The sequence below is a fragment of the Methylobacterium sp. J-059 genome (assembly GCF_022829485.1).
Taxonomy (GTDB): Bacteria; Pseudomonadota; Alphaproteobacteria; order Rhizobiales; family Beijerinckiaceae; genus Methylobacterium.
In genome coordinates, this window is the sequence record NZ_JAKSYA010000018.1 from 20,752 (window position 1) to 43,818 (window position 23,067).

The following is a 23,067-nucleotide window of genomic DNA, read 5'->3' on the forward strand; positions in this document are numbered from 1 at the left end:
TCCGGGGCGGGCGAGGCCCAAGCCATAACGCCCGGACGTTGAACGGGATACGACGGCACCGCGACTTTTCCGATCGCGACCTCACCTCTTCCCTCTCCCGCTTGAGGGGGGAGGGAAGAGCCGCCCCCTCAGAACCCGGACGGCGCCCGCAGGTGCCAGTCGGTCGCGCCCTGGAACGCCTGCCCGATGCGCAGGGCCAGCGCCTCGTCGTAGCCGCGGCCGACGATCTGCAGCGAGAGCGGCAGGCCGCCGCGCGAGACGCCGTTCGGCAGGCTGAGGCCGCACAGGTCGAGCAGGTTGGCGAAGCGCGTGAAGCGGGAGGGCAGGTGCAGCTCGTCGACCTCCGCCAGGGGCACGGCCGCGGTCTCGGTGGTCGGCGTCAGGATCGCGTCGATCCCGTCCCAGGCGCGCGCGAGGTCGCGCTTGAGCGCGTCGCGGCGCTCGAGCGTCGCGAGGTACTCCTGCGCCGACAGGGTGCGGCCGCCGAGGATGCGCGCGCGCACCGCGTCGCCGAGCGGCGCGGCCGCGTCCTCGGCGAGCGCGCCGTTGACGAAGTAGGCCTCGGCGTTGGTGATCCCGCTCATCGCCACGAGGTCGGCGAAGCGGAACGGCAGCGCGACGTCGACGATCTCCGCGCCGAGCCCGGACAGCACGTCGAGGGAGGCGTCGTAGGCGGCCAGCATCTCGGCCGAGCAGCCGTCCCGCTCGGCCTCCGGCATCCGCGCGAGCCGCAGGCCGCGCACGCCGCGGTTCAGGGTCGGGAACGGGTCGACGGGCAGGATGCCGCGGGTCGCCGGGTCGAGCGGATCGGGGCCGGAGATCGCCGCGTAGAGCAGCGCGGCGTCGGCGACGCTGCGGGCGAGCGGGCCGGGGGTGTCGAGGGTCGCGCTGAGCGGGACGATGCCGTGGGTCGAGACCCGGCCGACGGTGACCTTCAGCCCGGTCAGCCCGCAGAAGGCCGCGGGCAGGCGCACCGAGCCGCCGGTATCGGTGCCGATGCCCCAGGGCGCCATCCGCGCCGCCACCGCGACGCCGGTGCCGCTGCTCGATCCGCCGGGCGTGCGGGCGACCGCGAGGTCCCACGGGTTCCACGGGGTGCCGAGATGCGGGTTGGTGCCCCAGCCGCCATAGGCGAACTCCACCGTGTGGGTCTTGCCGAGCACGATCATCCCCTGCGCGATCAGGCGCCGGGCGATGGTGGCGGTGCGGGCGGCGCGCCGCGCCCGGTGGGCGGCCGAGCCGCCCAGGGTGATGCGGCCCTCGAGGTCGATCAGGTCCTTCAGCGCGATCGGCACCCCGTGCAGCGGCCCGACCGCGTGGCCGGAGCGGATCGCCCGGTCGGCGCCCTCGGCCGCCAGCCGCGCATCGTCGGCGAACACCTCGGTGAAGGCTTGGAGCTTCGGCTCGCGGGCGGCGATGCGGTCGAGCATCGCCGCCACGGCCTCGACCGGCGACAGCGTTTTGCCGGCAATTCTTTTTGCGAGCTCGGTCGCGGAGAGGTCGGCGATGGCGTTCGTCGTGTCGGTCATCCGGAAGGACCCTTGCTTGTCCGGTCGTCGTGGTCGGGGGCTATCCCGTTGTCCCGGGGCGCCGCTCACGCGGCCCCGGAACGACGGGGCGTCGAGCGTCGGACGCGGCTACGGCAGGCTCACCAGCGTCAGGTCGACGAACCAGCTCTGCGGAGAGACGAACCCCTTCACCTTCGGGCTCATGCCGCGGGGGTTGAGGTCGTGGACGACGTAGAGCCAGGGCGGGTCGTCGACGAGGCGCTCGTGCGCGGCCTTGGTGGCGGCCGAGATCTCGGCCGGGTCGCTTGATTCGGCGAGCGTCCTCAGGGCCTTGTCGAAGGTCGCGTCGGTCCAGTTCGGGAAGTTGAAGCCGTTGGGCGGAAACCGGTCGGCCGCGAAGTAGCGCACCATCACGCCCGCATCGGATGTGGGCGAGGAGACGTTGAGGGCGTTCGAGCCCTGCAGGCTGGCCGCGTCGGGCAGCGCCCGGCTCGAGTTCAGCAGGATCTGCCACTCGACGACGTTGAACGACACGTCGACGTCGCAGGCCTGCTTGAGGTTCTCCTGCAGGAACTCGTTCATCGGCATCGGCGACATCTGCCCCGAGCCGGAGGCCGAGATCATGATCTTCAGCGCGAGCGGGTTCCTGGCGGTGAAGCCGGCCTCGGCCAGCAGCGCCTTGCCCCGCTTCGGATCGAAGCCGTAGCGGTTCTTGGGGGTGCCGAAATCCGGGTTGCCGTCGTTGAACCAGCCGCTCGCGGCCTCCGCGGTGCCGTTGAGGAAGCTGACCACCGCCGCGCGGTCGACGCAGTAGTTCAGGGCCTGGCGCACGCGCACGTCCTTCACCGGGCTGTTGGTCGCGCCGATGTTGAAGATCCATGGCCAGACATGCGGGTAGGTGCCGGTGGTGACGGCGAAGCCCGCGGCCTTCAGCGACGGGATCGCGTCGGGCGCCGGCACCTCGATCCAGTCGACCTGGCCGGCCCGCAACGCGGCGATCCGGGCGTTGGCCTCGGGGATCGGCATCAGGCGGACCCGGTCGACCTTGGCGAGGCGGGACCTGTCCCAGTAGCCGTCGTTGCGGGCGAGATCCGCCGATTCCCGCGGCGTCACCTTGGTCAGCTTGAACGGCCCGGTGCCGGCGGCCGGCACCGCCTGCACCTTGGCCCAGTCGCGCCCGGCCTTCTCGAACGATTTCGGGGAGGTGAACAGCAGGTACACCGCCATGTAGGGGAAGTACGAGGCCACCTGCGTGGTGGTGATCTGCACCGTCCTGTCGTCGAGCTTCTTGTAGCTGCCCATGATCGGCACCCGGGCGCGGGAGATGCCGGCGCCCTGCGCCTCGAATTGCGGGCTGTCGTTCTTGAAGTAGCGGTCGAGGTTCCAGATCACCGCGTCGGCATCGAACGCTTCGCCGTCGTGGAAGCGCACGCCGTCGCGCAGGTGGAAGGTCCAGACCCGCTTGTCCTCGGCCGACTGCTCCCAGGCGGTGGCGAGCGCCGGCATCAGCCCGGCCGGCCGGTCGGTGCGGGTGAGGTCCCACTGCACCAGCCCCTCGAAGATCGGGTAGCCGAGGAAGCGCATGCCCTCGAAGCCGTTGTTGGGCATGCCGGTGGCGGTGGGAATGTCGGTCGCGGTCATCGCGATGCGCAGGACGCTCTCGGCGAGCGCCGGCGGCGCGGCCAGCGCGGTGGTGACGGCGAGGGCAGCCAGGGTACGGCCAAGCATCGTGCGGCTTCTCATGCGTGGGTCCGGGAAAGCCCCTCCGGGCGAGGGGGGAGGCCCCTGCGGGCGAGGGGGACAGTCCCTCCGGGCAAGACCTGCGCCAACGATCTTGGGTTGTGCCGCAGGACAATGGCGTCTTGGGCGTTGCGCCCGGGCCTTGCGCCGCCCTATCCCGCGGCACCACGATGGCGCCTTCGGAGGTTTCGCTCCCGGCGGGGCCTGCGGTTCCGGACCGCCAGATGAGGGATGAGCGCGTTGGCAGAGACGATGAACGGCGCCGAGAGCCTGGTCCGCACCCTGGTCGCGGGCGGCGTTGAGGTGTGCTTCACCAATCCCGGCACCTCCGAGATGCATTTCGTGGCGGCGCTCGACCGGGTCGAGGGCATGGCCTGCGTGCTGTTCCTGTTCGAGGGCGGCGCGACGGGGGCCGCCGACGGCTACGCCCGCATGGCCGACAAGCCGGCCTCGACCCTGCTCCATCTCGGCCCCGGCCTCGCCAACGGCCTGGCCAACCTCCACAACGCGCGCCGCGCCCGCTCGCCGATCGTCAACATCGTCGGCGAGCACGCCACCTATCACCGCATCCACGACGCGCCGCTGACCTCGGACATCGCCGGCTTCGCCCGGCCGGTCTCGGCCTGGCTGCGCATGGGCACCACCGCCGAGGCCATCGCCGCGGACGGCGCCGACGCGATCGCCGCGGCGCGGACCGCCCCGGGGCGGATCGCGACCCTGATCCTGCCCGCCGACACCGCCTGGAACCCGGGCACCGGCATCGCGCCCGTCCCCGCGATTCCCGAGCGCGCGCGGGCGGGCGCGGATGCGCTGCGGCGCGCCGTCGCGGCCCTGGCCTCGGGCGAGCCGGCGGTGCTGCACCTGTCCGACCGGGCGGTGCGCGGCGAGGGCCGCCGCATCGCCGCCCGCATCGCGCGGAAGACCGGCGCCAAGCTGCTGGCCATGGCCGCCAACGCCCGGATCGACCGCGGCGCCGGCACGGTGCCGATCGAGCGCCTGCCCTACCCGATCGACGCCGCGATCGAGACCCTGGCGCCCTACCGCCACGTCATCCTCGTCGGCGCGACGCCGCCGGTCGGGTTCTTCGCCTATCCCGGCAAGCCGAGCGTGCTCAGCGCGCCGGACGCCGAGACGATCGTGCTGGCGACGCCGGAGGAGGACCAGATCGAGGCGCTGGAGCGGCTGGCCGAGGCCGTCGGCGCGCCGGCGGACGAGTCGTCGGCCGCCGGCCCGCGCCCGGAGCTGCCGACCGCCGGCGCGCTCGCCGACGCCGCCATCGGCCGGGTGCTCGGCGCGCTGATCCCCGAGGGCGCGATCGTCTGCGACGAGTCGATCACCACCGGCCGCAACTTCTTCGGGCAGACCCATGCGGCCGCGCCCCACAGCTGGCTCCAGCTCGGCGGCGGCGCGATCGGCCTCGGCATCCCGATGGCGACGGGCGCCGCCATCGCCTGTCCCGGCCGCAAGGTGATCGCGCTGCAGGCCGACGGCAGCGCGCTCTACACCGCCCAGGCGCTGTGGACCCAGGCGCGCGAGCGCCTCGACGTGGTGACGCTGATCTGGTCGAACCGCTCCTACGCCATCCTGCGCCACGAGCTCGCCAACGTGGGCGCCGCCAATCCCGGCCCGAAGGCGATCGGCATGCTGACGCTGGACGACCCGGCGATCGACTGGGTCAGCCTCGCCAGGGGCTTCGGCGTCGAGGCGCGCCGCGTGGAGAATTTAGCCGACTTCATCGACGTGTTCCGCGGGGCGCTGGCCCGGCGCGGGCCGTTCCTGATCGAGGTGGCCTTGTGAGGACCGGACAGACAGCCGCCGCGTCCGTTTCGTCTCCTTCAGCCGGCGTGCCGATGCCCGAAAGGCCCTCCCTTCCCCTCTCCCCGCACGCGGGGAGAGGCCCGCAGGCACCTCGTCGTGCCTGTGGGAAGCGGCGGCGAAGCCGAAGCGGCGGTGAGGGGGCGCGGACGAACGAGGCTCCTTCGTCGAGACCCCCTCACCGTCGGCTGCCGCCTCGCCGCGACGACGACGAGGTCGTCGCGGCCCTCTCCCCGCAGGCGGGGCGAGGGGATGCGCGCGGATCTCGGCGTGATGCCTTGCCGTCGACGTCCCGGCTTGCGGCATCAGGGCAGGGGACGCGGGCGTGACCACCTTCACCCTCCCGGGCCTGTCCGCGCCCGCCGAGATCCGCGTCGACCGCCACGGCGTGCCGCATCTCCGCGCCGCGTCGCAGGACGACGTCTTTCGCGTGCAGGGGTTCAACGCCGCCCGCGACCGGCTGTGGCAGCTCGACCTGTGGCGCAAGCGCGGCCTCGGGCTGCTCGCCGCCGATTTCGGGCCGGGCTACCTCGCGCAGGACCGGGCGGCGCGGCTGTTCCTGTACCGCGGCGACATGGAGGCCGAGTGGGCGGCCTACGGGCATCCGCGCACTCGGAACATCGTCGAGGCCTTCGTCGCCGGGCTGAACGCCTACGTCGCCCTGACCCTCGAGCGTCCCGACCTGCTGCCGCCGGAATTCGCCGCCCTCGGGACGCGCCCGGCGGCGTGGGCGCCCGAGGACGTGGTCCGCATCCGCAGCCATGCGCTGGTGCGCAACGTGGCCTCCGAGGTCGCCCGCGCGCAGGTGCTGGCGCGTGCCGACGCCGAGACCGACGCCCTGCGCAAGGGCCTCAGCCCCCCGCACGCGACGATGCCGCTCGGCGATCTCGAGCCGGCGCACTGGCCGGACGACCTGCTCGACGTGGTCCGCCTCGCCACCGCGCCGGTCGGGTTCGATCCGGCCCGGCTCGCCGCCACCCGCGACGCGGCCTGGGCCTGGACCCGGGTCGACGCGCACGGGAACGTCGGGCGCGAGACGATCGCCGAAAACCCCGAGCCGGCCGGCGACGGCTCGAACGCCTGGGCGGTCGCGCCGTCGCGCAGCGCCACCGGGCGGCCGATCCTGGCGAGCGACCCGCACCGCGCCTACGCCCTGCCGGCGCTGCGCTACGTCGTCCACCTCACCGCGCCCGGGCTCGACGTGATCGGCGCCGGCGAGCCGGCGCTCCCCGGCATCAGCATCGGCCACAACGGCAAGGCCGCCTTCGGCCTGACCATCGCCCCCTTCGACCAGGAGGACCTGTTCGTCCTCGACGTCGACCCCGGCGACCCGGATCGGTTCCGGTTCGACGGCGGCTGGGCGCCGATCGAGCGGGTGCACGAGCGCATCCCCGTCCGCGGCGAGGCCGACGAGCCGGTCACGCTCGGCTTCACCCGCCACGGCCCGGTGATCTGCGAGGACCGCGCCACCGCCAAGGCCTTCGCCGTCCGCACGGTGTGGTCCGAGCCCGGCGCCGGCGCCTATCTCGGCAGCCTGGCCTATCTCGACGCCGCGACCCCGGAGGCCTTCGGCGCGGCGCTGCGGCACTGGTCGGCGCCCTCCGTCAACCAGGTCTACGCCGACGTGACCGGGCGGGTCGCGTGGTTCACGGCGGGCAAGGCGCCGATCCGCCCGAACTGGGACGGCCTGCTGCCGGTGCCGGGCGACGGCCGATACGCCTGGGCCGGGTTCCACGACGGGGGAGACCTGCCGAGCCGGATCGATCCGGGCGCCGGCTTCGTCTACTCGGCCAATGAGATGAACCTGCCGGAGGAGTACCCAGCTGAGGCGCGGAAGCTCGGCTTCGAGTGGCACGAGCCGTGGCGCGCCCGGCGCATCCGCACGGTGCTGGCGCACCAGCCGCAGCACGCGCCGGCCGATTCGCAGCGGCTCCAGGGCGACGACGTCTCCGAGCCGGCGCTGCGGCTGGCGCACCTCGCCGCGACGCTGGCCGCGCCCGCCGACGCGGAGGCCCGCCGGGCGATCGCCCTGCTCGAGACCTTCGACGGGCACCTGCACGAGGGCTCGGCCTCGGCCGCGCTGGTGGAGGTGTTCTGGGTGCACCACCTGCGCCCGGCCCTGCTGCACGCCCTCGTGCCCAATCCGGAGACCCGGCGCCTGCTGCCGCCGGGCGACCTGCAGGCCCTGCTCGACCGCCTGGAGACGCCGCGCCCGCCGCTCGACCGCGCCGCCCGCGATGCGCTGGTCGACCGCACCCTGGCGGCGGCCTGGCGGGACTGCGCGGCCCGCCTCGGCCCCGATCCCGCGGCCTGGGCCTGGGGCCGCCTGCACCACGCGCTGTTCGCGCACCCGCTCGGCCCGCGCGGCTTCACCGGCCGCGATGTCGGCCCCCTGCCGATGCCGGGGGCGGGGCCTTGCGTGATGCACGCCGAGTACGACCCCGCGACGTTCCGGATGACGCACGGCGCCTCGTTCCGGATGGTGCTCGACGTCGGCGACTGGGATGCCGGCGTCTTCGTCAACGCGCCGGGCCAATCCGGCCACCCGGCGAGCCCGCACTACGCCGACCATGCCGAGCCCTGGGCCCGGCGCGCCTACCGTCCGCTGCTGTACTCCCGCGCGGCGGTCGACGCCGCGACCGAGACGGTGATCACGCTGGTGCCGGGCGGCGACGGCGCCTGACGGGATCGCTCTCGACGAAGGCCCCGCCTTCGACCGAGCGGACGCCGACCTCGTTCCCGGGCCTCGAACGAAGACAGGCCCCCCGCCGTCCCTCCCCCCTCTGCGGGGGAGGGAAGAGGCTCCGCGCGTTCCGTCATCCCGCAGCGGGTCGCGATCGCGCCGGCGCCCAGCGGCGCAGGGCGAGGTGGGTCGGGAGGAACAGCAGGGTCGGCAGGCCGACGATCAGGCCCGCGAGCCAGGCCCAGGCCGGAACCCAGGTCTGCGCCGCCCGGTCGCTCATGCCCCAGACGTAGTTGATGTTGACCGGGGTCAGGCCCGGCTCCGGCGTCGGCGGCGGCATCAGGAAGAAGCACGCCAGCAGGGTGACGATCGCGAGCGCGGTCCAGGTCGGCAGGGCGCGGCAATCGTAGCCGAGGCGGCCGACCAGGTAGATCAGCAGGAACGGCAGCCAGCCGTGGAAGCCCGACAGGCCGCGCAGGAACGGCGCGGTGCTCCGATCGAACATGTAGGCGGTCATCCCGGTGATCGGGCGGCCGAGGGCGGTGCCGAGGAAGTCGAGCACCCACAGCAGTTGCGGCGCGACGAGGCCGACCGCGCACATCGCGACGAGCAGCGGGCTCTCCAGCCAGATCCCGACCAGGGTCAGCAGCAGCGACTGGTCGCAGAAGTACAGGAAGTTCGTCGGGCCGTAAGAGGACAGGTAGGTCGGGACCAGGACCGCGACGAAGGCGGTGTAGGCGAGCTTGACGGGCATCGGGATGCGCCCGCGCGAAGCGGGGGCGAGCGCCGGGGATTCGGGCATCGGATCGTCTTGGCTGGCGAAGGGACGGGGAAATTCGGGTCCGGCGAGGCCCGGCCGGGATTTCGGCAGGGCCCCGCGAGGGGGCGTCGGTCCTGTCTCGGGTCGGACCCTGCCCGGATCGGACCCTGCCCAGATCAGTCCTTGCCGACCGACATCAGCAGGCGCTCGGTCTTGGCGTCCTCGATGCGGTTCACCATGCGGCGGCCCTCATGCACGTCGCGCACCGTCTTGGTCGCGGTGATGCAGGACTGGACCAGCATCACCACGCCCATGGCGAGGTAGCCCTTGATCCAGATGTCCACCGGCAGGAACAGGATCCCGCAGGCCACCATCGCGGCCGAGCCGAGGAAGGCGGCGTAGGTGAAGGTGACCCAGGCGCCGGAATGCTGGGTGGTCTCGTTGTTCATGACACGCTCCTGATGTGGGACGGGAAAGGGATGGGATGCTCGGTGGGTCAGGCGGCCGGGGCGAGCCCGGCCTTGCGGCGCAGGCCCTCCAGCACGTCGCCGCCGGTCGGGCGGGTGCGCGGGCCGAAGCCCTCGCGCGCCAGGCGCTCGGCGATGTCGGCGCCGTCGGCCCCGGCAAGCGCCGCCTCGGTGTCGGTCGCCTCGGCCTGGAGCGCGCGCAGGCGCGCCAGGGTCGCCTCGGCCTCGCGCAGGGTGGCCGTGTCGCCGCGGCCGGTCTGGGCCGAGAGCCGCCGCACGGCTTCCGTCGCGCCGGCGACCCGCCGGCCGCGTTCCAGCTCCGCCTGCCGGCGGGTGGCGTCGGCGACGGTGGCGCGGATGCGGGCGACCTCGGCGGCGAACCGCGTGCGGGCCTCGTCGATCGCCCGGCGCTCGGCCTCGAGCTCGGCGATCGCGTCCGCCGCCTCCGCCGCGAGGTCGTCGCGCCCGGCGGCGAGCGCCGCGACGGCGCGGCCTTCGAGGTCGGCCGCCCGGGCGTCGATCTCGGCGCCGCGGCGGGCCTCGGCCTGGTCGCCGGCGATCGCCACGGCCAGCGCCCGGCGGCTGCGCTCCAGCGCGGCGCGGGTCTCGCGGATCTGCTGGTCGAGGATCAGCAGGGCGTTGCGGTCGTGGAGGTCTTCGGTGGCCCGGGCGACTTTCCCCCGGGCTAGGAGGTTGAGCAACTTGAGCATGGTGGGGCTCCCGCGTTATGAACATCGTTCACAACCGGAACCTCCCACGAACATGAACAGCGTTCAAGTGCGCGATTGCACGTCGTGCAAAATAGGGCCGCGAGGCGGCGCGTGACCGGGCCGGCCGACGGCGGCAAGCCGACGAAGGCGGAGGCACGCCGGAAAGCGCTTCGCACCGCGCTCGTCGCCGCGGCGGAGCGCCGGATCGCGGCGGACGGGCTCGGCGCCCTGCGCGCCCGCGACCTCGCCGCGGATGCCGGCTGCGCGCTCGGCGCGATCTACACCGCGTTCCCGGATCTCGACGCGCTGATCCTCGCGGTGAACCTGCGCACGCTCGGCCTGTTCGAGGCGGCGCTCGGGCCGGAGGCCGACGGGTTCGACGCGGCGGGCGCGGCCGACGAGCTCGTCCGGCTGGGCCAGGCCTATCTCGCCTTCGCGCAAGGCCACGCCAGGCGCTGGCGCGCCCTGTTCCAGCACCAGCTCGCCGACGGGCGGCGCCCGCCGGACGGGTACGTCGCCGAGCAGGCCCGCCTGTTCCGCCGGATCGAGGCGCCGTTGCAGGCGCTGCGCCCGGACCTCCCGGCCCTCGAGCGTGTCCTGCTCGCCCGCAGCCTGTTCTCGGCGACGCACGGCATCGTCATGCTCGGCCTCGACGCGCGCCTGATGGTGCTGCCGGTCGCGGTGGTGCGGGCCCAGCTCGATCTGCTGATCCGCGCCATGGCGTCGGGATTGGCGAACGCGGGCGGGGCGGCCGCCGCGTGACGCGCTCGGCCGCGCCGACGCTGCGAACCGACGCTCAGGGCGCCTCGGCCTTCGCGATGGCGCGGACCGCCCTCAGCGCGTCCGCCCGGCTCTCGTGGCTCGCAAGCTCGCTCCACAGGCCGAGAAGCTCCCGCAACCCGGCCAGATCGCTCGGCGTGGCGGCCTCGCCGAACAGCGACGCGACCGTGCCGCCGAGCGCTTCGGCGAGACGGCGAAGACTGTCGTTCCCCTCCCCGACATCGTCGCGACCGGGGGTCTTTCCGCGATCCGGGCCGGGCTCAACACACATCGACGGTCGCCTCTTAAATAGCCATGCGACCGCACGCGTCCTCGTATTCTGCATTCAGAACGCTTTTACGGCAATACGCAACCTCTGGTCGTAAGGCGGCGTTGTCAGCTTAAGTCTGAGTTGGCAGATGAGAACATCGCTTTGAAGACAGCATGATGGCGACAGACGAAAGGTTCTCCGCCGGGGCCATGGTCGACGCTTGCCTGCGGCTCTACGAAATCGTCCGCGAGGTCGGAACACCCGAGATGGTCATGACGTGCCGTCTGCTGCTCTATCAAGCCGGATTGCAAATCGCGGACGAGGTCAAGGCCGAGAAGGACGGCGCAAGACGCGACGAACATTGACGGCGTGGGAAAGGCCGGGGCCCGGTCCCCGCTCCGTTCCCGCGATGCGTCCGGCCCGACGGGCCTGTCTCGAGGCTCGATCGGTCTTGCTTCAGTCGGTCCTGCCTCAGTCGGTCCTGCCTCAGTCGGTTTTGCCTCAGTCGGTCTTGCCGTCGAGGCCGAGCCAGTGGCGGCCGTCGCGGGCCAGGAGGTCGTCGGCGGCCTTCGGGCCGGGGGTGCCAGCGGCGTAGTCCTCCACCGGGGCGGTCTTCCAGGCCTGCAGCAGCGGCTCGACCGCGGCCCAGCCGGCCTCGATGTTGTCGGCGCGCTGGAACAGCGTCGCGTCGCCGGTCATGCAATCGTAGAGCAGGGTCTCGTAGCCGACGTTGGGCTGGTTCTGGAAGAAGTCGGCGTACTTGAACCCCATCGTCACCCGGCCGATCTGCATCTGCGGCCCGGGCACCTTGACGTTCAGCTCGGTCCCGGCGCCGTGGTCGGGGTCGATGGTGATCCGCATCACGTTGGGGCTGAGCTCGGCCACCGGCGTGTCGGAGAACAGCTGAAACGGCGCCGGCTTGAACAGGATCGCGATCTCGGTGCGGCGCCCGGTCATGCGCTTGCCGGTGCGGACGTAGAACGGCACCCCGGCCCAGCGCCAGTTGTCGATCTCGAGCTTCAGGGCGACGTAGGTCTCGGTGGTCGAATCCTCGGCCACGTGCGGCTCTTCCCGGTAGCCGACGACCGGCTTCCCTTCGAGCGTGCCGGCCGTGTACTGGCCGCGCACGGCGTGGTCGGGCTGGATCGGCTTCACGGCCTGCGCGAGCTTGGCCTTCTCGCCGCGCACGTCCTCGGCCTTGAACGAGTTCGGCGGCTCCATCGCCACCATGCAGAGCAGCTGGAACATGTGGTTGGGCACCATGTCCCGCAGCGCGCCGGTGGGCTCGTAGAACCCGCCGCGCTCCTCGACGCCCACGGTCTCGCCGGCGGTGATCTGGATGCTGTCGACGTATTCGCGCCGCCAGACCGGCTCCAGCATGCCGTTGGCGAAGCGCAGAGCCATGATCGACTGCACCGTCTCCTTCCCCAGGAAGTGGTCGATCCGGTAGAACTGGCTCTCGTCGCCCTGCTTCAGGATCCGCGCGTTGAGCGCCTGCGCCGAGGCGAGGTCGGAGCCGAACGGCTTCTCGATCACCACCCGGCGGAAGGCGTCGTCCGCCTGCTTCAGCAGCCCGGCCTGGCCCAGCCCGTCGACCAGGGTGCCGAAGAAGCGCGGCGCCACCGCGAGGTAGAACACCACGTTGCCCGAGACCTTGCCCTTCAGGGCCTCGAAGGTCTTGGCATCCTCGAAGTCGCCCTTGAGGAAATGGATGCGGTCGCGGATGAAGCCCCAGCTCTTCGGGTCGATCCGGTCGGCGTGGAACTCGGAGCCGGGGTCCTTGCTCAGGGTCTCCATCGAGGTGGTGAGCTCGGTGCGCAGGCCCTCGTCGCTGCCGTCGTTGTGGTCGACGCCGAGGATGGCGAAGCCGGGATCGAGCAGGCCGGCGCCGGCGAGGTTGTAGAGCGAAGGCATCAGCAGGCGCTTGGTCAGGTCGCCGGCGGCGCCGAAGATCAACAGCGTGCAGGGCGGCGCCGGCTTGGTGCCGCAGGCGGCCTCGTCCTTGAGGGGCGCGTCATGGCTCGATTCGGGCATCGGCGTCGTCCGGTTCTGCGACGCGATGGTGCGTCGCGGCATTCGATCGCACGTCAACCGGCGACCGCCACGGCCGTTCCCGGCGTGACGCGATCGTGTGAGGGCGGGAAGGGCCGGCTCCTCACCCCCTCCGGCGCAGCACCACGCCCGGCAGCGGGCAGGCGGCGGGGGCGACGGTGAGCACCGCCGCGCCCGGGCACAGGGCGCGGCAGCCCTGCGCCGCCTCGATCTGGTCGCGGCCGCAGGCCGTCGCGGTGCAGAACCGCCCGAGATCCTCGCAGGTCGCGCGGAAGCGGCCGGCGTCCGGCCGCTCGCGCAGGTCGGCGGCGGCGGCCGGGGCCGCGAGGGCGAGGAGCACCGGAAGAACGAGCCTGATCACGGGTCCACCCCATCGCCTCGCGCGGCCGCGCGAGGCGCCGACGTAGCATGGCGGCGCCTCGCGCCCTATGGCATGCACGCGACAGGCGACAAGAGGACCTCGGCGGACACCGTGCTCGACATCCAAGGCCTCTCCAAGACCTATGCCGACGGCACGCAGGCGCTCGCGGGCATCGACCTGTCGGTGGCGGCCGGCGAGATCGTCGCGCTGATCGGCGGCTCGGGCTGCGGCAAGACCACCCTGCTCCGGCTGATCGCCGGCCTGGACCGCGGCAGCGCCGGCACGATCACGCTCGACGGCGAGGCCATCGCCGCGCCGCATCCCGGCGTGGGCCTGGTGTTCCAGGAGCCGCGCCTGCTGCCCTGGCTCACGGTGGCCGACAATGTCGGCTTCGGCCTCGACGGCGTCCGCAGGCCCGAGCGCCGCGCCCGCGTCGCCCACGCGCTGGAGCGGGTCGGGCTGTCCGAGCACGCCGCGCGCTGGCCGCGCGACCTGTCGGGCGGGCAGCAGCAGCGGGTCTCGATCGCCCGCGCCTTCGTGGCGCGCCCGCGGGTGCTGCTCCTCGACGAGCCGTTCTCGGCGCTCGACGCCTTCACTCGCAAGGACCTGCACGGGCACCTGCTCGCGCTCTGGGCCGAGACCCGCCCGACGATCCTCATCGTCACCCACGACGTCGGCGAGGCGGTGGCGCTCGCCGACCGCGCCGTGGTGATGCGGCCGAAGCCCGGCCGCCTCGACGAGACGGTGCGGCTCGGCATCGCCCGCCCGCGCGATCCCGCCTCGCCGCAGAGCGAGGCCTCGACCCGCGCGATCCTGGCGGCCCTGGACCGCTCGCTGCGCCCGGCCGAGGCCCAGGCCGCCGCGGCGCCCGCCGGGAACTGGTGGTAGCGGGCGGCGCCGGTTGAGCCGCGGTGCGGTTCCCGCTAACGGCGACCGATCAAGACCCACGATGGAGGAGACGACGATGGACGCCACCACGCTTCGCGCGCTTCAGGCCCCGCTGAAGGACCAGTACCGCAACACCCCCGACGACGCGGTGATCACCCTGCGGGCCAAGGGCTCGCTCGACGACACCGCGATCGCCTGCAAGGTCGAGACCGGCCGCGCGCTGGCGGTGGCCGGCCTGCACCCGGCGACCGGCGGCTCGGGCGCCGAGCTGTGCTCGGGCGACATGCTGCTCGAGGCGCTGGTCGCCTGCGCCGGCGTGACGCTGAAGGCGGTGGCCACCGCCCTCGAGATCCCGCTGCGCGCCGGCACGGTGAGCGCGGAGGGCGACCTCGACTTCCGCGGGACGCTCGGCGTCGACAAGGCGGCGCCGGTGGGCTTCCGCGCGATCCGGCTCGCCTTCGCCCTCGACACCGATGCGCCCCAGGACAAGCTCGACCAGCTGCTCAAGCTGACCGAGCGCTACTGCGTCGTGTTCCAGACCCTGAACCACAAGCCGGAGCTCGCCGTCACCGCCGCCCGCAGCTGAGGGGAGCGCCCACGAAAAAGGGCGGCGGAGCCGAGGCTCCGCCGCCCGTTCGTCCGATCCTGCGATCGGAGCGCGGCTTACCGGGCCAGGCTGCCGGTCCGCGACAGGGCGCGGCCGGTGCGCACCGGGGCCTCGTCGCCGAGGCGCGGGCCGATCGAGCCGGTGGTCAGGGCATCGCCCTCGCGGGCGGAGTCGACCCAGGCCGGCATGCCGAAGAAGCTGCGCGAGTCGGTGCGGTCGACGCGGGGGGCGTCGAAGCCCTGCGAACCGAAGCCCTGGGCGAAGGCGGAGGCCGGGGCGGCGAGCGCGAGGACGAAGGCGAGGGAGGCGAGACGCTTGGTCATGGTCGGTTCCTTGTCGTGATGGACGACCCGGTGTCGCGTCGCTGCGCGCACCCCGTGGCCGTCACTGCCATGACCAGGAGATGGTGCGCTGCGGAACAGTTTCACGTGCGCTTTCGCACGTGCGAGAAAGTAAAATTATAGTTCTATTTCAATGAGATCGTAGAACTATTCCACCGCGCGCGCCGCCAGGGATATCTCCCGGTGCCGTTGCTCGACAGTCCATTCGAAGCCCCGCGCGCTCCCTCCCCCGCACCCAAGTCGGGCCTGCCCGACTTGGGCACACGGGGTGCGGATCTCGGGCAAGCCCAAGATCCGTCGGGGGGAGGGAAGGGGCGCGTCGCGCTTTCGCCGATGGAAAAAGCGCCTCACCCGGCCGAGACGAGCCAGCACCCGGCCGCGAGCCGCACGGCGCCGTCGTCCGCATGGGGCAGCAGCGCCTCGGCGACGGCGGCGAGGGCCGCCCGGCGCAGGGGCGGCTCGGCGTCGCGCAGCAGGCGCGAGACCGGGCCGAGCTCGACCGCGACGGCGGCGGCCGCCTCCGCGGCAGCGCGGGCCGAGCCGTCCGCGGCGCGCCCGAGCACGAGGTCGCGCACCACCGGCGCGACCGAGACGGCGCCGAAGCCGGCCTCCGCCAGCAGGCGGCGCAGGGCGTCCGCGTCGGCGAAGCGGAACGGCCCGGGGCCGGCGAAGTCCGGCGGCCCCGCATCCGGCACCAGCGGCAGCACGGCCGCGCGGGGCACGGTGACCCACGGGTTGTCGGCCATCGCCTGCCAGCACAGGAAGGTCAGGCGCCCGTGCGGCGCCAGCGCCCGGCGGAGGTTGGCGAAGGCCGCGCGCGAATCCGAGAAGAACATCACGCCGAAGCGCGAGATCGCCCGCGCGAAGGGCGGCCCCGCGAACGCCTGCGTCTCGGCGTCGGCGACGATCCAGTCGATCGGCGCGGCGCCGGCCGGCACCGGCCGCGCCCGCGCCACCGCGAGCAGCGGCTCCGACAGGTCGGCGGCGACGACCCGGCCGGCCGCGCCCACCGCCTCGGCCGCCATCAGCGCCGTCGCGCCGGAGCCGCAGCCGACGTCGAGCACCCCGTCGCTCGGCCGCAGGTCGGCGGCGGCGAGCAGCGCCTCGGTCAGCGGCGCGAACACCGCATCGAGCACGCCCTGGCTGCGCGCCCAGCGCTGGCCGACCGCGCCGTTCCAGTATTCGGCCTGGGTCATCGTCGCTGTCATGGCCTGCTCCGTCGCTCGGCGATCCGGGCGGCATCTTGCATGCCGGGCGGCCGCCGTCAGCGGGGCGCGGCGACGCCGGCGCGTTTCGCCGGTTTCAGGCCGCGGCCATCCGCGCCCCCGCCTGCGACGCCAGCAGGTCCGCCACGGCCTCGGCCGACATCGGCCGGCCGAGATGGTAGCCCTGGAACAGGGTGCAGCCGAACGCCTGCAGCGTGGCGAGGTCGTCGGCGGTCTCGACGCCCTCGGCGACCACCTCGATGTCGAGCCAGCGCCCGAGCGCGAGCACGGCCTGGACCAGCCCGCACTTGTCGTCCGAGCCGGTCAGCCCGGTGACGAAGCTGCGGTCGATCTTGATGCGGTGGGCCTGGAGCTAGCGCAGGGAGGCGAGGGAGGAGTAGCCGATCCCGAAATCGTCCAGCGTCACGCGGATGCCGGCCTCGGCCAGCGCCGTGAGTTTGGCCTGCACCGCGCCGATGTCGAGGGCGGTCTCCTCGGTGATCTCGATCTCCAGCATCCGCGGCGGCAGGCCGAGGGCGGCCAGACGGCCGAGCACGATCTCGTCGACGGCGATCTGCGCCATCTCGCGGGGCGAGACGTTGAGCGCGACCTGGACCGTCTCCAGCCCGTGCCGGCACAGGGTCGCCACCATCGCGCAGGCCTGCTCGAGGATGGCGCGCAGCAGCGACTCGGTGAGGCCGGCCGTCGCCGCCGCCGCGACGACGTCGGCCGGCGGGATCCAGCCGTGGCGCGGGTGGTTCCAGCGCACCAGCGCCTCCAGGCTCACCAGGGTGCGCCCGTCCCGCCCGAAGATCGGCTGGAAGCACACCGTCACCACGCCCTCGGCGAGCGCCTGCGACAGGTCGCGCTCGCTGTCGCGCCGCGTTTCCATCCGGTCGCGCAGGCATTCGTCGAACAGGCGGGCGCGGTTCCGGCCGGCGCCCTTGGCCGCGTAGAGCGCCTCGTCGGCGCAGCTCAGGCGATGCGTCAGGCTGCCGGCGTCGCCCTGGTGGATGCCGATGCTGATGCCGAGCCGGCCGGCGTCGAGGGATTCGAACGGCTCGGCGACCGCGCCGATCAGGCGGGCGGCGAGCACGTCCTGCGCGATCCCCGCCGGCGCCGACGCGTAGAGCACGGCGAACTCGTCGCCGCCGAGCCGGGCGGCGAGGCTGCCCGGCGGCAGGGCGGCGGCCATCCTTCGCGCCACCTCGGCCAGGACCCGGTCGCCCATGGTGTGGCCGTGGACGTCGTTGACGGATTTGAAGCCGTCGAGGTCGAGCAGCATCAGGCAATGCGCGACGGGCTCGACCGCCGCGTCGTCGCGCAAGGCTGCATCACCGCGCAAGGCGGCCTCACCGCGCAAGGCGGCGTCGGCATCCTGCTGGAAGCCGGCGCGGTTCAGGAGGCCGGTGAGGTCGTCGTGGGTCGCCCGCCGCGCCATCTCGAGGGCGAGCGCGCTGGCGCTGGCATGGGCCTCCATGCGCGACTGCGCGAGGGCGCTGGCCTCGTTCTTCAGCCGGCTCGCCTCGCGAAAACCCGCCTCGCACAGGAACGCGCCGCGGATCATCGCGGCGAGGTAGAGCAGCACCGTCGCGGCGAGGCAGATCCGGTCGAAGCCGCCGGCCACGAGCAGGCATCCGGCGAACGAGAGCAGCGGCGGGGTGAAGAAGCCGATCGGCATGCGGGCGAAGGCGGTGCCGTAGGTGACGGCGCCGGCGGTCGTGCCGCAGGTCAGCGTCAGGTAGAACACCGTCTGCGCCGCGGTGCAGCCGGCGCACAGCGCCGGAAGGAACGCCCAGACCAGGCCCGACAGCCAGGCCGCCATCCAGACCAGGCGCAGGTGCTGGTCGACCGAGCGGGCGGCGGCCTCCGCCGACAGCGCCGTCCGCGGCGACAGCGCGGCGCAGGGCACGCGGCACAGGGCGAGGCGCAGCAGGTTGGCCGCCGTCGAGGCCGCGAACCAGGTCGCGCCGACGGCGCCCTGCCCGGCATGGATCGCCACGATCATGCCGACCAGGCCGAGGGCCATGTTGATCGGGATGGCGGTCGACATGCTCAGGCGCAGGGCCGCGAGCTGATCCCGCCGGATCAGGCGGTCGAGGTCCGACGGGCTCGGCACCGAACGGGGCCGGTCGTTCAAGGGGTCAGGCACGTCGCATCCAACCTGCAGGCGTCCCTTCGACTGACGCCGGAGCGGTGAAGGATCGCTTAAGCACGCGGCCCGCCGAGCGCCGGACGGCGCGCGTGCGACATCAGCGCCGGGGGCCGCCGCCCGGCCCGCCCGGCCCGCCGAACCCGCCGGGGCCGGCCCCCGGCCCGCCGAAGCCGCCGGGACCGCCCGGGCCGCCGAGCCCGCCCGCGCCACCGAACCCGCCGGGGCCGCCGTGCCCGCCGCCGAACCCGTTCGGGGCCGTGCGGGTGTCGATGCCGAACCCGCCGCCCGGTCCGTTGCCGCCTGGGGCGCTGCCGCCGAGCCCGCCGCCCGCAGATCCGCCGCCCGGTCCACCGCCCCCCGGCCCGCCGCCGCCGGACCCACGGCCGCCGCGCTCGAAGCGTCCGTCCGGGCCGCCTCCGGGCAGGCCGCGGCCGTCGATCCGGTCCGGCGCGCGCTCGAACAGCGGGTTGCGGCCCGGCGCGGTGCCGCGTTCGTCGAGGCGCAGGGCCTCGACGGTGAGGCGCCCGTCGGCGGCCGGCCGCGTCGTCAGCACGGCGCGGACGCTGCCGCGGCGCGGGATCGCCGCACCGGCCGGCCCGGCGACGTCGAGGCCGGAGCCGAGATTCATCCGGCCGCCGCTGCGGCCGATATAGGCCTCCACCGAGACCCGGCTCAGCCCCGGCGGGAACGGCAGCGCCTCGCTCGCGCGGGCCACCTTGAGCACGCCGCCCGCCGCCTCGCCGGCGACCGCGGCGCGCCGGCCGGCGGGCAGCGCGTCGGCGCCCTCCAGCCGCAGGCGCCCGATCACCGGGCGGCCGTCGCGGTCGCGCCGGACCGGGCCCGCGACGCGGGCGGGGCCCTCGGCCCGGGGCTCGATCAGGCTGGCGACGACGACGCCGTCCGGCCGGCGCAGGCCCGACACCGCGACCCGGTCGCCGACCGCCCAGCGCCCGGCGACGCCGGCCGTGGCGACGCTCTGGCCGAGGACGACGAGGGCGCCCTCGGCCACCCTCTCCACCGGCCCGACCACCTCGCTCGTCACGTCGATCCGCCGGGTCGCGAGGCCGCCCGCCTCGGCATGGGCGACGACGTGGACCACGTGGCCGATCCGCATGTCGGCGGCGCGCGCCGCAACCCCGTCGATGCGCACGCTCACGTCCTCGGGATAGGCGATGCGCAGGTCGTTGACGACGATCGAGCCGAAGTGGCGGATCGTGCCGATCACCCCCGTGCCGCCGATGCCGCGGTCGCCGTCCCCCGGCGTGTCCGTCGGCCGCGCCCCGGTGCCGCCGATGCCCTGGTCGCGCGGCGCCTCCTGCGGCAGCGCGCGCCCCGGAATCAGGGCGGCGCCGGCGAGCAGGCGCAGGACGAGGCGGCGGGTCGGAGCGCTCATGCGCGCGGTCCCGGGGCGTCTGAATGCGAAGAACCTCGCGGGCCACGCTCCCCCGCAGAGGGGGGAGGAAGGGCGCCTCGTCCGAGCCGGTCGCTCGACGACCGAACACCGCCCCGATCCGCGCGCGATCGTGCGACCGACAGGTTTCCGACCGACAGGTTCACGCCCCGGCCTCCGGCGTGGCCGGCGACGCCTCCTCGGCAGGGGGGACGCCCGCGCGCGGCGGCACGGCTTCGGCGTAGACGTAGAGGCCGAAGTTCCAGCGGTGGGGGCCGCCGGGATCGGTGGCGCAGGCGGCGTGGGCCTCGCGGTTGGCCTGGGTCAGCGCCTCCATCGCGATCTCCTTGGCGCGCGCCTCCAGCCGCCGCGCCAGATCCTCCGACAGCCCGTCGTAATGCACCGCGCGCTCGAGGAAGCGCGGCGCCTCGCCGAGGATGTTGGCGACCGAGGCCGCGATGTGGTCGTGGAGGTTGCGCCCGAAATAGTAGAGCTGCGGCTCGCCGCCGCCGCGCGGCACGTAGGCGGCCTCGGCCAGGACGATCCGGTCCTGGCCGTCGAGGGTGGCGAGCCCGCGGTCGAGCCATTCGTCGAGCACGGCGCGGGGCCGCAGATCGCGGGTCACGCCGGCGACCAGGGCCTCGAAGGAGGGGCCGTCCTCGCCCGCGCGCCGCAGCGCCAGCGGGCGCCCGTCCGGGTCGGTGAAGGCGGGGTCCGCGAGCCACCGGGCGATGATCCGGCTGGTGCGCGAGACCACCGCCGGCACCGCGCTCACCGGCGCCCCGGCCCCGCGCAGGCGCCGCACCTCCTTGCGGTGGATGCCGGTGAGCAGCGAGACCCGGCTGTCGGTCTGCTCCTTGCCCTGCAGCGCGAAGTCGTGCTCGGCGACGTTGACGTAGAGCTCGCGCAGCAGGTTCGTCAGCGCCGGGAAGGTGATGCCGCGCGCCACGAACAGCCGGACCAGCGGGCGCAGCAGGCGCGCCACCGGCGCGTGCAGGGCAGCCCCCTCGGCGGTGTCGTTGACGGTCTCGGACATCGGCGCAGCATGGAGGCGGGCAACGTGGGACACAATCCCACATCGTGCGCCGGCGCACCTCGGCCCACCGATTTCGCGTTGACGTGGGAAATCTGCACACATACGGTTTGTGCGTGGTCAAATTTCCCACGTCAACGCGACCCGGACGAGGCCGATGCCCGAACCGAAACCCGCCCTCGTCTGCCGCCCGATGCCGCCCCTGAACGCGACCCTGCGCCCCGATCGCAGGCCGCCGGGCGGGACCACCCTTTCGCGACTGGGCCGGCTCGCCGCCTGCCTCGTCGCCCTCGCGCTGCCCGCCCTCGGGATCGCCGCCGCGGACACGGTCCACCGCGTCGCGACCCCAGGGGCGCTGCAGGCCGCAGCACCAGGATCCCCCTCCCGGGATGCTGCGGTGCTCGACGGCGCCTCCCGGGTCGGCAGCCCGGTCCGGGAGGCGCTCCTCCTCACCCCCGACCGGGATCCGCGCCGATGATCGCCGCCGCCGCCCGAAGGCCGCCCGCCATAGGGACCGACCCGATGCGGACCGACCCGATGCGGACCGACCCGAGACCCCCGTGCGGCGGCGCCCGCGTCCTCGACCTCGCGATCTGCATGATCCTGGCCGTCACCATCGTCGGCCTGCTGCTGCTGCTGGCGCTCTGACCGGCCCGTCGGAGGGCGTCTTCCGCAGCCGCGCCTTCCCCTCGCTGCGGAGGGGCGCGACTTTTCCGGACAACGCGCTCCCCACTCCCGGCCCGCTTCGCGGCCCTCCCCCCGCCGAAGGGGGAGGCACGGGCGGCCCGCCGGATCCCGCTCCGCAAAACCTCCCATCCCAACACGAGAACCCCCATGTCGAGATCCGTTCCGGCGCTCGTTCGCACCCTGCTGCCCGCCTTCGGCCTGATGGCCGGGCTCGCCTCCGCCGAAGCCGCGGACCTGCCGCGGCGGGTGCCGCCTCCGCCGCCGCCGGTTCCGCCCGCCTTCACCTGGACCGGGTTCTACGCCGGCGTGAACGCCGGCTACGCGTTCCGCGAGTCCGGCAAGGGCTTCACCGACCCGACCTACGGCACCGTGACCGGCGGGGCGGCGAAGGGCGGCTTCGCCGGCGGCGGCCAGGTCGGCTATAACTACCAACTCACGCCGGGCTCGGGCTTCGTCGTCGGCGTCGAGGCCGACATCCAGGGCACCGCCTTCGCCAAGGCGGATGCGGCCTATCTCGGCACGGTGCCCTACGCGAGCGTCCGCCCGAGCCTCGACTACTTCGGCACCGTGCGCGGCCGCGTCGGCTACACCTTCGACCGGGTGCTGATCTACGGCACCGGCGGCTTCGCCTACGGCGGCGGGTCGGCCTCGGCGAACGCGGCCGCCTACCCCTACGCCCTGCCGGACACGACGCGGACCGGCTACGCCGTCGGCGGCGGCATCGAGTACGCCTTCACCGACAGGATCTCGGCCAAGATCGAGGCGCTCTACCTCGACCTCGGCAAGCGCGTCTCGGGCGCGACCTACTACGATGCCGCCACCGCCACCTATTACGGCGCCGGACGCAGCGATGCCGGCTTCGGCCTGGTCCGCGCCGGCCTGAACTACCGGTTCTGAGACCCCGCCGCCGCACGGCGCGCGATCCGCAAGGGCCTCGTCCGAGCCGGCACCCGCCGGGCCGGGCGAGGCGCCCGCATCCCGCCTGTGGCCCGTCTGCATCGGTCCAGCCGCCCGATCCGCACGCCCGTGTTACGCACAGCATTAACCTTTCGTTAAGGGGGCGATTGCCGTCGGGGCCCGGGCGTGAGAGCTTTCGTTAACGAGAGCTTAACGGGTTGGGCCACGGCGATGCGGTTCGCGATTTCGACGGTTCGGGCGGTGTCGGCGCCCCGCCTGCGCAAGGCCCTCGCCGGCCTCGCGGTGACCGCGGGCCTCGCCTTCGCCGTCGCCCCGGTCGCGGCGCAGACCCTGGCCTCGCTGCCCGCCCCCACCATCGCCGCCGCGCCGGTCGGCGCCGCCAAGCCGATCCTCGCCTGGGTCGCCTTCTGCCAGGGCTACCCGGCCGAGTGCGCGGTCAACCCCGCCGAGCCTGCCCGCATCGCCATGACCCCGGCGATCTGGAACACGATCCAGGCCGTCAACCGCCGGGTCAACAAGACCGTCGCCGCGATCACCGACATGGACCACCTCGGCGTTCCCGACCATTGGGACCTGGCCGAGGACGGCTCGGGCGATTGCGAGGATTTTCAGCTGCTCAAGCGCAGCCTGCTGGCCAAGGCCGGCCTGCCGCGCCGCGCCATGCGGATGACCGTGGTCATCGACGAGAAGGGCGAGGGCCACGCCGTGCTCACCCTG

At 73.9% G+C, this 23,067-nt stretch carries 22 protein-coding genes and 1 pseudogene; 10 read left to right on the top strand and 13 right to left on the bottom strand.

From position 1 onward, the window contains the following. Positions 1-128: 128 nt before the first annotated feature. Together MKK55_RS01135 and MKK55_RS01140 are read right to left on the bottom strand one after the other, a co-directional pair. Positions 129-1,529 (bottom strand): amidase, encoded by a 1,401-nt coding sequence (locus MKK55_RS01135; protein ID WP_243932872.1) that lies wholly within the window; start codon positions 1,527-1,529, stop codon positions 129-131. Positions 1,530-1,637: 108 nt separating this feature from the next. Then, positions 1,638-3,236, bottom strand: a complete 1,599-nt coding sequence (locus tag MKK55_RS01140; RefSeq protein ID WP_243932873.1) for an ABC transporter substrate-binding protein — start codon at positions 3,234-3,236, stop codon at positions 1,638-1,640. Between the two features lie 264 nt (positions 3,237-3,500). Here MKK55_RS01140 and MKK55_RS01145 point away from each other — a divergent pair, with 264 nt between their 5' ends. Together MKK55_RS01145 and MKK55_RS01150 are read left to right on the top strand one after the other, a co-directional pair. Then, a complete protein-coding gene (locus tag MKK55_RS01145) occupies positions 3,501-5,045 on the top strand; it encodes an acetolactate synthase large subunit (RefSeq protein WP_243932888.1) in 1,545 nt (514 codons plus the stop codon). 343 nt (positions 5,046-5,388) lie between these two features. Then, positions 5,389-7,746 carry a penicillin acylase family protein gene (locus MKK55_RS01150; RefSeq protein ID WP_243932874.1) on the top strand — a complete coding sequence of 786 codons (2,358 nt, stop codon included), beginning with the start codon at positions 5,389-5,391 and terminating at the stop codon, positions 7,744-7,746. Positions 7,747-7,879: 133 nt separating this feature from the next. Here the strand turns inward: MKK55_RS01150 and MKK55_RS01155 are convergent, their stop codons facing one another. From MKK55_RS01155 to MKK55_RS01165, 3 genes are all read right to left on the bottom strand, one after another. Further along, on the bottom strand, positions 7,880-8,548 hold the full coding sequence (locus tag MKK55_RS01155) for a hypothetical protein (protein ID WP_243932875.1): 669 nt from the start codon (positions 8,546-8,548) through the stop codon (positions 7,880-7,882). Positions 8,549-8,682: 134 nt separating this feature from the next. Continuing rightward, a complete protein-coding gene (locus MKK55_RS01160) occupies positions 8,683-8,955 on the bottom strand; it encodes a YiaA/YiaB family inner membrane protein (protein WP_147729665.1) in 273 nt (90 codons plus the stop codon). 47 nt (positions 8,956-9,002) lie between these two features. Beyond that, positions 9,003-9,683: a PspA/IM30 family protein gene (locus MKK55_RS01165; RefSeq protein WP_243932876.1), complete on the bottom strand. Its 681-nt coding sequence runs from the start codon at positions 9,681-9,683 to the stop codon at positions 9,003-9,005. A gap of 111 nt (positions 9,684-9,794) precedes the next feature. Between MKK55_RS01165 and MKK55_RS01170 the strand changes: the two genes are divergently transcribed. Then, entirely contained in the window at positions 9,795-10,445 is a 651-nt protein-coding gene (locus tag MKK55_RS01170; protein ID WP_243932877.1) for a TetR/AcrR family transcriptional regulator, read from the top strand. 34 nt (positions 10,446-10,479) lie between these two features. Here the strand turns inward: MKK55_RS01170 and MKK55_RS01175 are convergent, their stop codons facing one another. Then, entirely contained in the window at positions 10,480-10,734 is a 255-nt protein-coding gene (locus tag MKK55_RS01175) for a hypothetical protein (RefSeq protein ID WP_243932878.1), read from the bottom strand. 152 nt (positions 10,735-10,886) lie between these two features. Between MKK55_RS01175 and MKK55_RS01180 the strand changes: the two genes are divergently transcribed. Next, a complete protein-coding gene (locus tag MKK55_RS01180) occupies positions 10,887-11,078 on the top strand; it encodes a hypothetical protein (RefSeq protein ID WP_147729394.1) in 192 nt (63 codons plus the stop codon). Positions 11,079-11,214: 136 nt separating this feature from the next. Here the strand turns inward: MKK55_RS01180 and zwf are convergent, their stop codons facing one another. Both zwf and MKK55_RS01190 read right to left on the bottom strand, forming a co-directional pair. Further along, a complete protein-coding gene (gene zwf, locus MKK55_RS01185) occupies positions 11,215-12,747 on the bottom strand; it encodes a glucose-6-phosphate dehydrogenase (protein WP_243932889.1) in 1,533 nt (510 codons plus the stop codon). A gap of 121 nt (positions 12,748-12,868) precedes the next feature. Then, positions 12,869-13,126, bottom strand: coding sequence for a hypothetical protein (locus MKK55_RS01190; protein WP_147860352.1), 258 nt, complete (start codon positions 13,124-13,126; stop codon positions 12,869-12,871). Between the two features lie 111 nt (positions 13,127-13,237). Between MKK55_RS01190 and MKK55_RS01195 the strand changes: the two genes are divergently transcribed. Both MKK55_RS01195 and MKK55_RS01200 read left to right on the top strand, forming a co-directional pair. Next, a complete protein-coding gene (locus MKK55_RS01195) occupies positions 13,238-14,014 on the top strand; it encodes an ABC transporter ATP-binding protein (protein ID WP_147844123.1) in 777 nt (258 codons plus the stop codon). A gap of 76 nt (positions 14,015-14,090) precedes the next feature. After that, on the top strand, positions 14,091-14,600 hold the full coding sequence (locus tag MKK55_RS01200) for an OsmC family protein (protein ID WP_147729800.1): 510 nt from the start codon (positions 14,091-14,093) through the stop codon (positions 14,598-14,600). A 77-nt stretch (positions 14,601-14,677) separates the two neighbouring features. On the opposite strand, the gene MKK55_RS01205 is transcribed toward MKK55_RS01200, so the two are convergent. From MKK55_RS01205 to MKK55_RS01225, 5 genes and pseudogenes are all read right to left on the bottom strand, one after another. Then, positions 14,678-14,944: a hypothetical protein gene (locus MKK55_RS01205; protein WP_147844124.1), complete on the bottom strand. Its 267-nt coding sequence runs from the start codon at positions 14,942-14,944 to the stop codon at positions 14,678-14,680. 365 nt (positions 14,945-15,309) lie between these two features. After that, positions 15,310-16,170: a class I SAM-dependent methyltransferase gene (locus MKK55_RS01210; RefSeq protein WP_243932879.1), complete on the bottom strand. Its 861-nt coding sequence runs from the start codon at positions 16,168-16,170 to the stop codon at positions 15,310-15,312. A 94-nt stretch (positions 16,171-16,264) separates the two neighbouring features. After that, a pseudogene (locus MKK55_RS01215) lies at positions 16,265-18,220 on the bottom strand (putative bifunctional diguanylate cyclase/phosphodiesterase). A 199-nt stretch (positions 18,221-18,419) separates the two neighbouring features. Then, positions 18,420-19,715: a DUF5666 domain-containing protein gene (locus MKK55_RS01220; RefSeq protein WP_243932880.1), complete on the bottom strand. Its 1,296-nt coding sequence runs from the start codon at positions 19,713-19,715 to the stop codon at positions 18,420-18,422. 160 nt (positions 19,716-19,875) lie between these two features. Beyond that, complete coding sequence (locus MKK55_RS01225) at positions 19,876-20,748, bottom strand: DUF6502 family protein (RefSeq protein WP_147729867.1); 873 nt, start codon at positions 20,746-20,748, stop codon at positions 19,876-19,878. A 154-nt stretch (positions 20,749-20,902) separates the two neighbouring features. Between MKK55_RS01225 and MKK55_RS01230 the strand changes: the two genes are divergently transcribed. The 4 genes from MKK55_RS01230 to MKK55_RS01240 form a co-directional block, all read left to right on the top strand. Continuing rightward, positions 20,903-21,223, top strand: coding sequence for a hypothetical protein (locus MKK55_RS01230; RefSeq protein WP_243932881.1), 321 nt, complete (start codon positions 20,903-20,905; stop codon positions 21,221-21,223). Between the two features lie 44 nt (positions 21,224-21,267). Further along, positions 21,268-21,393 (top strand): hypothetical protein, encoded by a 126-nt coding sequence (locus MKK55_RS28980; protein WP_279595928.1) that lies wholly within the window; start codon positions 21,268-21,270, stop codon positions 21,391-21,393. 186 nt (positions 21,394-21,579) lie between these two features. Then, positions 21,580-22,329: an outer membrane protein gene (locus MKK55_RS01235; protein ID WP_409565998.1), complete on the top strand. Its 750-nt coding sequence runs from the start codon at positions 21,580-21,582 to the stop codon at positions 22,327-22,329. Positions 22,330-22,560: 231 nt separating this feature from the next. Then, positions 22,561-23,067: transglutaminase-like cysteine peptidase (locus tag MKK55_RS01240; protein ID WP_243932882.1), on the top strand; the 507-nt coding region annotated here is incomplete at its 3' end.